14 protein-coding genes are annotated in these 12,397 nt (G+C 70.2%); 5 read left to right on the top strand and 9 right to left on the bottom strand.

What is annotated here, in order from left to right; translation table 11 throughout:
* Positions 1 to 22: 22 nt before the first annotated feature.
* The 4 genes from DB32_RS34300 to DB32_RS34285 are packed head-to-tail and all read right to left on the bottom strand — an operon-like array spanning position 23 to position 2,119.
* The gene (locus DB32_RS34300) at positions 23 to 466 is read right to left on the bottom strand and encodes an ExbD/TolR family protein (RefSeq protein ID WP_053236877.1); all 444 of its coding nucleotides are present in this window, start codon (positions 464 to 466) and stop codon (positions 23 to 25) included.
* Positions 466 to 873, bottom strand: coding sequence for an ExbD/TolR family protein (locus DB32_RS34295; RefSeq protein WP_075097695.1), 408 nt, complete (start codon positions 871 to 873; stop codon positions 466 to 468). The genes DB32_RS34300 and DB32_RS34295 overlap by 1 nt, the downstream gene beginning before the upstream one ends.
* Positions 870 to 1,559, bottom strand: a complete 690-nt coding sequence (locus DB32_RS34290) for a MotA/TolQ/ExbB proton channel family protein (RefSeq protein WP_053236875.1) — start codon at positions 1,557 to 1,559, stop codon at positions 870 to 872. Before DB32_RS34290 ends, DB32_RS34295 begins: the two co-directional genes overlap by 4 nt.
* 8 nt (positions 1,560 to 1,567) lie before the next feature.
* Positions 1,568 to 2,119 carry an energy transducer TonB gene (locus DB32_RS34285; RefSeq protein WP_157069727.1) on the bottom strand — a complete coding sequence of 184 codons (552 nt, stop codon included), beginning with the start codon at positions 2,117 to 2,119 and terminating at the stop codon, positions 1,568 to 1,570.
* Between the two features lie 746 nt (positions 2,120 to 2,865).
* On the opposite strand from DB32_RS34285, the gene DB32_RS34280 reads away from it, so the two are divergent.
* Positions 2,866 to 4,350: a M1 aminopeptidase family protein gene (locus DB32_RS34280; protein ID WP_053236873.1), complete on the top strand. Its 1,485-nt coding sequence runs from the start codon at positions 2,866 to 2,868 to the stop codon at positions 4,348 to 4,350.
* Positions 4,351 to 4,378: 28 nt separating this feature from the next.
* On the opposite strand, the gene DB32_RS34275 is transcribed toward DB32_RS34280, so the two are convergent.
* Complete coding sequence (locus DB32_RS34275; RefSeq protein ID WP_053236872.1) at positions 4,379 to 6,898, bottom strand: ATP-binding protein; 2,520 nt, start codon at positions 6,896 to 6,898, stop codon at positions 4,379 to 4,381.
* Positions 6,899 to 6,945: 47 nt separating this feature from the next.
* The gene (locus tag DB32_RS34270) at positions 6,946 to 7,554 is read right to left on the bottom strand and encodes an ASCH domain-containing protein (RefSeq protein WP_053236871.1); all 609 of its coding nucleotides are present in this window, start codon (positions 7,552 to 7,554) and stop codon (positions 6,946 to 6,948) included.
* A gap of 269 nt (positions 7,555 to 7,823) precedes the next feature.
* Between DB32_RS34270 and DB32_RS34265 the strand changes: the two genes are divergently transcribed.
* Both DB32_RS34265 and DB32_RS34260 read left to right on the top strand, forming a co-directional pair.
* On the top strand, positions 7,824 to 8,966 hold the full coding sequence (locus tag DB32_RS34265; protein WP_157069726.1) for a hypothetical protein: 1,143 nt from the start codon (positions 7,824 to 7,826) through the stop codon (positions 8,964 to 8,966).
* A gap of 47 nt (positions 8,967 to 9,013) precedes the next feature.
* Entirely contained in the window at positions 9,014 to 9,934 is a 921-nt protein-coding gene (locus DB32_RS34260) for an alpha/beta hydrolase (protein WP_053236869.1), read from the top strand.
* A 125-nt stretch (positions 9,935 to 10,059) separates the two neighbouring features.
* On the opposite strand, the gene DB32_RS47475 is transcribed toward DB32_RS34260, so the two are convergent.
* From DB32_RS47475 to DB32_RS34250, 3 genes are all read right to left on the bottom strand, one after another.
* Entirely contained in the window at positions 10,060 to 10,563 is a 504-nt protein-coding gene (locus DB32_RS47475) for a hypothetical protein (RefSeq protein WP_157069725.1), read from the bottom strand.
* A 240-nt stretch (positions 10,564 to 10,803) separates the two neighbouring features.
* Entirely contained in the window at positions 10,804 to 11,148 is a 345-nt protein-coding gene (locus DB32_RS34255) for an OsmC family protein (protein WP_053236868.1), read from the bottom strand.
* Entirely contained in the window at positions 11,145 to 11,609 is a 465-nt protein-coding gene (locus DB32_RS34250) for a response regulator (protein ID WP_053236867.1), read from the bottom strand. Before DB32_RS34250 ends, DB32_RS34255 begins: the two co-directional genes overlap by 4 nt.
* Positions 11,610 to 11,815: 206 nt before the next feature.
* Here DB32_RS34250 and DB32_RS34245 point away from each other — a divergent pair, with 206 nt between their 5' ends.
* A complete protein-coding gene (locus tag DB32_RS34245) occupies positions 11,816 to 12,166 on the top strand; it encodes an HPF/RaiA family ribosome-associated protein (protein ID WP_169791650.1) in 351 nt (116 codons plus the stop codon).
* Positions 12,167 to 12,171: 5 nt separating this feature from the next.
* Positions 12,172 to 12,360, top strand: a complete 189-nt coding sequence (locus DB32_RS34240) for a hypothetical protein (RefSeq protein ID WP_157069724.1) — start codon at positions 12,172 to 12,174, stop codon at positions 12,358 to 12,360.
* Positions 12,361 to 12,397: the final 37 nt, after the last annotated feature.

The raw sequence follows: 12,397 nt of genomic DNA, 5'->3' as shown, positions 1-12,397 counted from the left end.
GCGACTCGCGCGCGCTTCGGAATCAGTGCGTGTCGCCGGCGACGGCGGCGGGACGATCGAGCACCGTGCCGACCTGCTCGGCGCCCGCCCCGCGGGCGATGTCCATCGCGGCGATCGCGTCACGGAACATCGCGTCGTCGTGCACGCGCACGAACACCGTCTTCTCGCGTGCCGCGCCCAGCAGTCCGCGCAGCGTCGACGTCGCGGCCTCACGCGCGACGGGCTGTCCGTCGATCTCGAGCGCGCCCGACTCCGTCACTTCGACCACGATCGGATTGGCGTCGGGCGGCGGCCCGTGATCGGTCGGCTCGCTCGGCAGGGTCACGTCGAGATCCGGCGTGAGCATCGGCGCGATCACCATGAAGATGATCAGCAGCACGAGGACGACGTCGACCAGCGGCGTGATGTTGATGTCGGGCGTCGGCTCGCCGCGGCGCCCGCCCCCCGACTGCATCGACATCCCCATCAGTCGGCTCCCTGCCCGTCGGTCGCGAGGGCGACCGCGCGCGCGCCGCGGGCACGCAAGGACTCGAACACCTCGCGCACGCTGCGATAGGCCACTTGCTCGTCCGCGCGCACCAGGATCGGCGCGCTCTGCGACTGCCGCAGGTGACCGTCGACCGCCGCGTGGAGCTGCGCCTCGGACACCTCGTCGCGCCCGAGGAACGTGCGTCCGTCGCGCGTGATCGAGATCGAGAGCGCTTCGTCGGTCTGATCGGCGGTCTCGGAGTGATCCGCGTCGGGCAGCTCGAGCTCGACGCCGTTCTCGAGATACGGCGTGACGACCATGAAGATGATCAGGAGGACGAGGACCACGTCCACGAGTGGAGTGATGTTGATCTCCGGACGCGGCTCGTCGGCGCGGGGTCTCATTCGGCCGCTTCCGTAAGTGAGCGGCCCTCGATCCAGCCGGCCTTGCGCACGCCGTTGATCAGCAGGCTCGACGCGTCCTCGAGCGACGACTCGATCGCGCGCAGCTTCGCCGAGAAGTAATTGAAGAACACCACCGCCGGGATCGCGACGAGGATCCCCAGCGCCGTCGCGACGAGCGCCTCCGCGATGCCCGCGGACACCGCGGTGAGCCCGCCGCCTCCCGTGGCCGCGATGCCCTCGAACGACGTGACGATGCCCGCGACCGTGCCGAAGAGCCCGACGAACGGCGCGATCGATCCGATCGTCGCGAGCGCTCCGAGCCCCTTCCGGAGCTGATCCATCTCGCGCCCGACCGTCTGTTCGAGGCGCGACCTCACGACGTCGATCAATTCGGTCGTCGAGGGCGCGTCGGCGCGCGTGTCGACGTACTCGGAGAGGCCCGCCTCGATCACGTTGCCGATCGGGCTCGGGCGCGCGGCGCGCACCGTCGCGGCCTCGTCGAGCTGGCCCCGCGCGAGGAGCGGCTTCACCTGCGCTTCGTATCCGCCGCTCGCGCGGCGTAGCCCCAGCAGCGCGATCGCGCGCTGGATCGTGATCGACATGACGACGACGGACATCAGGAGGAGAGAGACCATGACCGCTTTCGCGACCGGCCCCATCGTCTCCCAGATTTCGGCGAATCCCATTTCCACGGTTATCTCCCGGTGATCTCGAATCGAAGACGTTGAGTGAGGTAGATCGAGATCGGACGGCCCTGGTACACCGGCGGCGAGAAGCGCCACCGCGACACCGTCGCGACCACGTGCTCGGTCAAGAGCGCCAGTCCGCGCACGACCTGCACCTCTCCCACCGTCCCGTCGGGACGAATGGCGATGCGCAGGATCATCGTCCCTTCCACACGCGCGCTCAGCGCCTGCGGCGTGTGCCCCGGCTGCTCGCCCGAGACGAGGCGCGGCGGAGTCATGTCGCTCGGCATGAAGACGGGCGTGACGGGCCCCGTGCCCGCTCCTCCGACCACGCCTCCGAGCTGCCCGCCGTGCACGCCTCCGACGACGCCGCCCGCGACACCGCCGGGCGTTCCGCCGGGCACGCCGCCCGCCGCGCCGCCCTCGGCAGGCCCGATTTCCTCCGTGCTCGCGAGAGTCTCGACCGGCGCGTCGACGACGGGCTCGGGCTCCGCGGGCTGCGGCTCGGCGGGCGTCTCGCTCGGCGCGACGAGCTCGTCGGGGGCTCGCCGCGGTCGCACCGGTCGCGGCGTCTGCGGCGCTGCGCTCACCGTCGACTGCGGTGCTGGAGATCCTCCGGGCGGCGGTGGTGGAGGCGGCGGTGGGCTGGGATCGAAGAATGTCAGTGTGACCGGCTCATCCAGAGGAGGTGACGTCTGGATTCCAGTCGAAAGCCAGATTGCCGCCACGACTCCCGTCGCATGGACTGCGATCGACGTCAGTGTGCTCGTGAGATTGACGAGGTGTCGCATTCGAGCTCGCGACTCACTAACGGTATGCATTTCATCGAGCGACGAGATTCCTCACATCCGTTTTTGCTCGTGTCACCACGGTTTCGTGGTGATTGACACTGTCGCTCGAATGCGCGCTTTCACTGGAAAGCGCGTAGTCGTGACGGACGTGGTCCTGTTTTCTGGGACGTCTTCGTCGGGCGCGCTGCGCGCGTGATCAGGGCGCGCTGTGCGCGGAATTTTCGGAAACGCGAGATCCGCTTCGCGAGCATCGGTGTTCGAGGCTCCGACTCTTGCGCTGAGCGACTGCGATGCTCGATTGATTCGAGTCGTGTCGTGGTGAGTCGGAGCGCTCGAGTCTGCTCGCTCGTTCGGTGTCGAGCTGCAGCGCTCGCCGCGATGCAGTCGACGTTCACCGCGCTCCTGCGCAGGACCGACGGTACGTCGTCTCGTCCTCCATCACTCGTCCTCTGCACGCGGGCGAACGTGATCGGATCTTGACCACTCGGTGACGAAGCGGTGATCTCCAATCACATATGCGTGCTCACCGACTCGAACGCTCGATTCGTCGATCGAACCGTCGCCGCGGCGCGGCACCACTCGCGACGCTCGCGCTGCTGCTCCTCGCCGGTTGCGGCGACGAGCCGAGCACCGCGGTCGACGCGGGCGCGCCCGATAGCGGCACGCCCGACGCGGGCTCCCAGAGCGTCGATGCGGGGACCGACGGCGGCCCACCGGCGTGCGCCGAGCTGTTCGATCTCGAGCCGCCCGGCACGACGCCGTCTTCGGCGTGGGCCGACGTCGCGTCGCTCGACGCCGTCTTCACGTTCGACGTGGCGGCGCAGCGCACGACGGCCGACGTGACCTGGACGATCCGCACCGGCCCCAGCGCGGACCCGATCGTGTTCGATCTCCTCCAGCAGCCCGCCGAGCTCGAGGTCGATGGAGCCACGATCGCCGGCGACGCGATCGGCACCGCCACGCTGCCCGGCAGCACGCCGTCGACGATCAGGCTCTTGCCCGTGTCGCCGTGCAGCACGCACGTCGTCACCGCGCGCTACGAGCTCGCGCCGACCCCCGCCGGCGCGACGGATGCGCCGCGTCGCGTGCCGCGCTTCGACGCCGAGGCGGACACGGTGATCTGGGCGCCCCGGATGTCCGATCAGCGCCCGGGCATGTACCTGGAGAGCTGGCTGCCCGCGAGCCTGGTGCACGACGCGTTCGAGTCGACGATCCGCTTCGTCGTCGTCGGGGGCGCGCCGCACCGCTTGTTCGCCAACGGCGAGATCGAGACGTCGGCGGAGAACGACTGGACCGTTCGATATCCCGCGACGTTCCGCTCGAGCTCGCACTTCTGGTATCTCGCGCCGTCCGAGGGCATGCGCGTCGTCGAGAGGTCGGTCGGCGACGTCGCGATCACCGTCGTCGCGATGCCCGATCACACGGAGGCGATCGAGCCGCTCGCCGACGAGGTGGTCGCCTCGATCCCGGACTTCGAGCGCTTCCTCGGGCCCTATCCGCACCCCGCGTTCCTCGCGGTGATCACGCCCGAGAGCTACGGGATGGAGCACGCGGGCGCGACGCTCACCGTGCCGCGCCTGCTGCGCCACGAGCTCATGCACTCGTGGATCGGACGCGGCGCGTACCCGCGTCGCGCTCGGCACAACTGGATCGACGAGGCGCTCGTCACCTACTACGAGAACTACGTCGAGCCGAGGCCGCTCGGAGATCGACCGCCGACGCGGCTCGAGGGCACGGGCTGGGTGCGCGGCTGGGCCGACGACGACCACTACTTCCTCGGCGCGGATCTCTTCCGCGCGTGGGCGAACGAGCTGGGCGCGGCGCCGCTGCACCAGCTCCTCCGCGAATTCTTCGTCGCACGCCACGGGCGCGACTACACGACCGAAGAGCTCCGCACGGCGCTCTACTGCGCGTCGCGCTCGACGGAGATCCTCCGCACGTTCGACCGTCACGTGTTCGGGCTCGAGTCGCCGGGACCCGCGCCCGACTGCGAGCCCTGACCTCGAGGTGCGCGCGCTCGCGCGAGCGTCATTCCGGCTGGAAGAGCGGAAGCGCGAAGTGGAACGTGGAGCCCGGTCCGTCGTGGCTCGACACCACGAGCCTTCCGCCGTGGCTCTCGACGATCGTCTTGCAGATGGACAACCCGATCCCCATCCCGCCGGCCTTCGTCGTGTGGAAGGCGTTGAAGATGCGATCCTTGTCGTCGTCCGACACGCCGACGCCGACGTCGCTCACGTCGACTCGAACCCGCCCTGCCTCGAGCTGCGTCCGGAGCCGAACCTCGCGCGGACGATCGCTGACGTCGCGCATCGCGTCCGCCGCGTTGATCACGAGGTTCACGATGACCTGCTGGAGCTGCACGCGATCGCCGAGCGCGGGCGGTAGATCCGGCGCGAGCTCCGCTCGGATCGACGCCCCCGCATCGCGCATGCGGTCCCGCGTCAACGCGATGACCTCGGTCACCGCGTCGTTCACGTCGACGGGCACCTTCGCGCCCGAGGAATTGCCGAAGAGCTCGCGGATGCGCGTGACGACGTCGGCCGCGCGCTTCACGTCGCGCACGATCCGATCCGCGGCCGCCTGCACTTCGTCCATGTCGGGCCGCTCGGCGCGCAGCCACCGCATGAGCGCGCGCGCGCTGAGGCCCACGCCCGCCAGCGGCTGATTGAGCTCGTGCGCGATCGCGGCCGCCATCTCTCCGAGGCTCGCGACCTTGCCGAGCTCGGCGAGCGCCGCGCGCGTGTCGCGCAGCGTCTCCTCGCGCTCTGCGTCGGCCGCGCGGCGATGTGCCTCGAGCAGACGATCGCGCAGCACCTTCATGCGGTGCGCGGATCGGACCCTCGCCAGCAGATCGAGCGGGCTGAACGGCTTGCTCAGATAGTCGTCGGCGCCGCGATCGAGCCCGTCCGCGGCCGCTTCGGCGCCCGCGCGCGCGGTGAGGAGCACGACGGGGATCGTCGCGAGCGCGGGGTCGGCCTTGAGCCGTCGGACGAGCTCGAAGCCATCCATCACGGGCATCATCACGTCGGACACGACGACGTCGGGCTTCAGCTCGCGGATCACCTCGTACGCGAGCTGTCCGTTCGCGACCGCGACGACCTGGAACTCCGCGCTCAAGAGCTGCGTGAGGTACTGCCGCAGATCGCTGCTGTCCTCCGCCACGACGACGCGCGCCGCGTCCGCCGGTGCGCGCGCGGAAGTCGGCGACGCAGGCGAGTCGGCGGGCGCGTCCACGATCAGCGCGCGCGGCGTGAGATCGAGATCGCGCACCGGAGAGCGCGCGCCGCGATCGGCCGCGCGCCGCGGGATGCGCACGGTGAACGTCGCGCCTCGGCCGAGCTCGCTCTCGACGGAGATTGATCCGTCCATCGAGTCGACGAGCCCCTTCACCAACGAGAGCCCGAGCCCGACTCCTCCGTGCGCGCGCGCCGAGCCGCCTTCGATCTGCTCGAAGCGCCGGAACACGCGCTCGTGATCGGCGGGGTCGATGCCGATGCCGGTGTCGCGCACGGCGAGCACGATCGTCTCGTCGACGAGCGCTGCCGACACGGTGATCTCGCCGCCTGCGGGCGTGAACTTCAGCGCGTTCCCGAGCAGGTTGATCAGGATCTTGTCGAGCTTCGCGATGTCGACGAGCGCGACGCCGAGCGCCGGATCGAGCGTCGTCGCGCGGAGCTCGAGCCCACGCGCAGCGGCGGCGGGCGCGAGATCGAGCACGAGCTGTCCGACGTGCGCCGCGACGTCGAGAGGTCGTGGATCGAGCGCGAGGTGCCCGGCTTCTCGTCGGCTGAACTCGAGGATGTCCTCGGTGAGGATCCGCAGGCGCTGCGCGTTCCGATGGACGCTCTCCAGCGTGTCGACGACCCGCGCCGGCAGCTCCCCTCGCGCCTCGGACAGCAGCGACTCGAGCGGGCTGAGGATGAGCGTGAGCGGAGTGCGCAGCTCGTGGCTCACGACCGCGAGGAAGTCGGACTTCGCGCGCGCCGAGACCTCGGCGGCGTCCTTCGCCTGGCGGAGCTGTTGCTCGAGCTCTTTTTGCTCGGTGATGTCGGTGAAGATTCCGAGGATGCCGATGATCCGATTGGACTCGTCGCGCAGCGGGACCTTGCTCGTCAGAATCACGCGCTGACGGCCATCGGCCTGGACCTGCGTCTCTTCGATGTCGAGCTCGGCCTCGCCCGACTCCATCACACGGCGATCGACGGAGCGGAAGAACTCGGCCTCTTCCCTCGTCCACGGCATCGAGAAGTCGTCGCGACCCACGATGTCGTCGGGGCTCGCGAGGCCTCCGATCCGCGCCAGCGCCGCGTTGCATCCGAGATAGACGGAGCGGACGTCCTTCCAGAACACGACGTACGGAATGTGGTCGATGATGTTCTTGAGGACGCTCGAGCTCTCGCGGTCGTGGTCCCGCTTCGCGACTGGCGTGGACTGCGAAGCGAGCCGGGCGATCGCCTCCAGCGCCGCCGATGCCTCGGTACGACCGTCGAGCGCCGCGCGAGCGTGCTCTTCGATCCGTGTCAGCAGCTCGTGAGGATCCGAAGTCATCGATGACGGCGAGTGGGCCGCGACTCTACCATTCGGTGCTACGGCGTTCACTTCTTCCGGCGAGGGCGCGTCGCCGCGAGGTACGCGCGCCCGCGCGGCGAGATCTCGTATCCGACCTCGAAGCTCTGGGTGAGCCCGAGCTTCTTCAGCTTCCGCACGTCGGTCTTGAACGGCAGCGTCTCTCGCCGGAGCTTCTTCGCGAGCTGCGACGCCGCGACGCGCGGGTGCTTCTCGATCAGCGCGAGCGTGCGCGCCGTCCACGGGCCGCCCTCGTCCATGCGCGCGAGCTTCGCGCGGATCGTCGCGATCTCATCGGGTGTCGGCTCGGCCTCGAGCGCGAGCTCCACGCGATCGCCGTCACCGCCGTGATGGAGCTCGATGCGATAGAGCTCGCTCGTCGCGTCGAGCGTCGCGTCCCGCGCGGTCCGCACGTACTCGATCAATGCGTCGCGCGAGTCGAACCCGGCGCGCGTCGCGTCCGCTTCGGTGATCTCGGAGACCCGCACGCGCTCGATGCGATCGACCTCGAGCACGCCGATCGGATGACAGCGATAGCGCCCGCCGACCTTCACGTGCGGCTTGTCCCACCGGCGGAACGTGAGCGTGATCGCACCGCTCGTGAGGCCCTCGTGGAAGCGCTTCTGGAACAGCAGCATGCGCCGCGGAAGATGCCACGCAGCGCGCGCGACCGCCCTCGGCGCGCTCGTCGCCGGCGAGGACTGCGGACGAGAGCACCCGCAGTCCGCGCGCCGGCGTAGGCACCCGCGTCTGCTCCGTCTCGCGAACATCCCGCGGGGTGATCGCGCGCGCTCCGTCGGTCGCGCGCCCGCGCGTGCGGCCGCTCACGAGCGCGACGCTGCGTCGAGGCGGTCGTCGCCAAGAGGGCGAGCACCCGGCCGTGGGGGTCGGGACAGGAACGTTCGGAATGACGACAGGTCGCGCTCTCTCGCTCGTCTCGATCTCTTCTCTCGCGCTCTGCGCGCTCGTCGCGGGCTGCAGGCCCGCCGACAACAGCGATCTCGACGCGGACGGCGGCACCGGGGCGTGCGCATCGAGCAGCGAGTGCGACGACGGCAACGAGTGCACGCGCGACGTGTGCCTCGACGGCCGATGCGAGAACACCGCGCGCGATGCGTCGTGCGACGACGGTATCGTCTGCAACGGCACCGACGAGTGCGTCGACGGCGAGTGCGTGCACTCGGGCGATCCCTGCGAGGCGCCGCTCGAGTGCGACGAGCAGCGCGATCTCTGCGTCGGCTGCGAGCGTGACGACGACTGTCCCGCCGCCACCGAGGGCGACTGGAGCGACTGCGAGTACGCCGAGGCGTGCGACGTCGCGGGCACGCGCGAGCGCCACTCGCGCCGCTTCGTGTGCACCCAGGGCGCGTGTGTCCCCGACGAGCGCATCGAGTCCGAGGAGTGCACGCGCGACACCGACGGGACCGCGTGCGCGCCGGCCGGGTGCGGCGCGTGGTCGGAGTGCGGCGGGTTCGAGGGCGCGTGCGACGCCACCGGCGTGCAGACGCGCGTCTGCGCCGAGAGTGTCTGCGCGGGCGGCGCGTGCTCGGTGACCGAGCGCACCGAGACCCAGGAGTGCGTGCGCGACACCGAAGGCGACTCGTGCGGTGACCCCGAGTGCGACGCATTCACCGAGTGCGCGTACGACCACGCGTGCGACGACCTCGGCACGCGCTCGCGGACCTGCCGCGCCCGCGTCTGCGCGGCAGGCGCGTGCGTCGTGGGCGCGCCCTACGCCGACGCTCAGACGTGCAATCGAGTGACGGAAGGAGCCCAGTGCGCGCCCGACAATTGCGGCGCGTACGGTGAGTGCGACTACAGCGACGACTGCGACGACGACGCGAGCCGCCAGCGAACGTGCCAGTCGACGCACTGCCAGGCGGGCGCGTGCGTCCAGGTCCGCACCCGCGTCGACGTCGAGGCGTGCTCGCGCGATCAGAACGGCCGCGCGTGCGACGACGGCGACGCGTGCACGATCATCGATCGCTGCCGCAACGGCTGGTGCGAGGGGCAGGACTGCGCGAGCTGCTGCGGCGGCAATCCGTTCTGATCGCGCGCGACGTCGCCGCTGGCTCATCTCCGTCGTATGAGACGGCGATGAGCATCGAGCCGACGTCGTTCGAGTCTCGCGGCGAGCGCTGCGCAGCGACCTGGTACTGGCCCGACGGTGGTGGCGAGCGCTGGCCCTGCGTGGTGCTCGCCAACGGCTTCTCGGGCACACGCGACTGGATCCTCCCGGACTTCGGCGCGCGATTCGCCGGGGCCGGCATCGCGGCGCTGACGTTCGACTATCGCCATCTCGGTGAGAGCGGCGGAGCGCCGCGGCAGATCGTCGACGTCGGCGAGCAGCGCGCGGACCTGCGCGCGGCGCTGGCACACGCGCGGCGCGATGCGCGCATCGATCCGCGCCGCGTCGCGCTGTGGGGCACCTCGCTCGGCGGGAGCCATGCGCTCGATGCGGCGGCGGGTGATCCGGAGGTCGCGGCGTTGATCTTGAACATGCCCGCGCTCGACGCGGTGTCGGGCGGGAACGTCGAGGAGAAGCGGAAGCGCGTCGGAGTGAGCCGCGCGCGCACCGCGGCGATCACACTGCGGCTGATCGGGCTGGCGCTGCGCGACCTCGCGCGTCGCGCGCGGGGCGCGGACCCGCTGTACCTCGCGGTGTACGGCGCGCCGGGCGAGGCATTCTTCACGGACCCCGAGCTCGCGCCGCGCTTCCGCCGCGTCGCGGAGGGGAGCCCGACCTGGCAGAACCGCGTCGCCGCGCGCTTCTTGCTCGGCGCGCCGCGCTATCGCAGCGGCACGTTCGAGCGCGTGAAAGCGCCCATCCTGATCTGCCTGGCGGAGCACGACATCGAGGTCTCCACGGACTTCATCCGCGCGAAAGCGAAGGGCGCGGCGAGCGCCGATGTCCGCACGTACCCGGTGGGGCACTTCGACCTCTATCACGGCGACGCATTCGAGAAGGTCGTGAGCGACCAGGTGGCGTTCTTGCGCGCGCACTTGAAGAGCGCATGAGTCGGTGCGGTCTCGTCAGCGCTCGACCGCATGAATCGGCAGCCAGCGTCGACTCGAGGGCGCGGAGAGAGCTCGACGCGAAGCTGGTGTCTACCGCGGGCTTGTCCGACCTACGTGACAGCTCATCAACGGACGCACGCGCAACCACCGTAGCCGTCGTCTTTGCACTCCCCGCGACAACCGTTGTTCTTGCAGGTGCCACCCTCAGCGAGACAACCATTGCTCGGCATGCGGTCCGCGGTCCCTCGACGGGAAGCATGTTCTCGTATCGCCGCGTCGCGCTCGGCATCGGTTCGCGCCAGAGCTTGGACCAGCTGGGAGATCGCAGCGTTCCGCGGATCGTCCTCGCCCAGGACAATCCATACGTCAGCGTGTGTGTGTTCCTCGCAGGTCACTTCACCGACGATTTCGACCTCTGCGATCATCTGCTTCGGCAAATCGACCCAGAGGCCGCAGCGGCTCAGCGGAGCGAACGCGATGCAGTCCGCAACGTGCGACTCCTTCGCCCATCCACGAAGGCGGCGCCTCAAAGGCTTCTGACCCGCGGACAGAGCCCTATCGAACGCGTCGGCGCTCATTTTCCCAGCCATGAAGCCGGCCGCCTTCTTCTGCCTATTGTCTTCTGCCACGGTGCCTCCTGTCGTACTTGATTGTCTTCGCTACCGTAGAATGAGGCGGCGCACGACAGCAAAGAACGGGCATTGGCGGATTGCCTGCGCGCACCCCATAGCGACGTTGGCGAGTTGCGCCAGTTATCGCTGCCGCGCCCCGCCGTCGGCGTAGAGGACGAGACGGGTCGACGGACCTCGAAGACGAGCCTGCGGGCGGCGGTGGTGGCGCGAACGTCGCGCTCGTTCGTCCACCCGACGTCACGCCCCTGCCAGCACCTGGGTCGTGATCGTCGCGCCTTCCGACAGCACGCGCGTGACCGGCGTGTCCTCGCATGCGCGCTCGAGCTCGGCGCGCTGCGCGTCGTCGAGCGTCGCGTCGACGTGCACCAGGCGTCCGATGCCCGTCCTGCCGTCGCGCTCGACGTGCGAGATCTCGATCGCGACGTCGCCGAGCTCCCATGCGCGCCGTCTCGCGAGCGCCTCGATCGCCCGGCGCGTGCACGCGCCGAGCGCCGCGAGCAGCAGCTCGCGCGGGCGCGCCTCGCCGTCGGTCCAGGGCTCGTCGCCGAACAGGTGCGTTCGCACGAACGTGCGCGCCTTCATTGCAACACCGTCCTCGCGCTGCCCCCCGCGTCCTGCCGCCGGCGACGCCGCGCGATCCGCAGCGCGCGCGGCAGATCGTGATCACACGCCGGACGCGTGGTGATCGCATCCGCGAGCGCGACCTCGGGCGCGCTCACGACCGACGGATCGTCGGCGAGCAGCACGAGCCCCGGGCGTCGCCGCGCGCCCGCTGCGCGCGCATGCGCGAGCAGCTCGAGCACGTCGAGCTCCCGCATGTCTCGCTGCGCCACGAGCACGTCGGCCGCGAGCTTCGGGAGCATCCGCAGCGCGTCGAGCGGCGACGCGAACGTGAGCACGCGAGCGCCCAGCCTCCTCACCAACGTCTCCACGCGCCGCGCGCTCCACGCGTCCTCGTCGACCACCGCGACGAGCTCGCGCACCGGCGCACGGAGCACGCCTAGGCCGAACGACTCCGGCTTCATCTCGGACCACACGTTCACTTCGATCTCCTCCTCGGTTCGTCGGTGTCGAGGAGGACATCTGGTGACGCCGCGCGGCATCGCCCAACAGATAATCTGCGCCGCGCGCTTCGATTTTCTCCATGGGCCCGCGCCATCGATTTTCTCGATGGGAACCGCTCGGTCTTCGTATTGGCCGGGCGCGCCGAGCCTCCCCAGAGTGGATCTCGGGGGCAGAAGGAGGACTCATGGAGGTAGTGGTCCACGGGCACGGCGTCGACGTCAGCGAGGCGCTGCGGCTGCACTGTGAGCGGCGGATCGGCTTCGCGGTCCGCCGGTTCCAGGAGCGCGTCGATCGCATCGACGTGCACCTCACGGATCTGAACGGGCCGAAGGGCGGCGAGGATCTCGAGTGTCGCGTCGTCGCGCGCGCGCCCGGTGAGGAGACGATCGTCGTGCGCGCCGTGACGTCCGACGCGTATGCGTCGGTCGATCGTGCTGCGGCCAAGATCTCGAGCGCGACCGCGAGGCGCGTCGGACGTCTCCAGGTCGCGCGTCGCGCGCCGTGGCTGGAGGCGTGGGTGGGGGCGACTACGTGACCGAGATGGGCGTCGAACCTCGGATCAGCAACGCACCGCGGAGGCCGAGCCCTCCGCGCGACGAAGGCGAGAAGAAGCAGGCGCGCGACGTCGCGAGCGAGGCGCGGCGCGAGGAGCGGATCGACCGCATCCTCGCCGACTCGTTCCCCGCGAGCGATCCGCCGCCCTGGACGACCACCGGCGGCAGGCGCTGAGCGCAGACGACGAGAGGCGCGCGGCCCGGTGGGGCAC

This window comes from Sandaracinus amylolyticus (genome assembly GCF_000737325.1).
GTDB classification, from domain to species: domain Bacteria; phylum Myxococcota_A; class Polyangia; order Polyangiales; family Sandaracinaceae; genus Sandaracinus; species Sandaracinus amylolyticus.
Note: the sequence above shows the minus strand (reverse complement) of the source record. Positions and strands in the feature narration are given on the sequence as shown.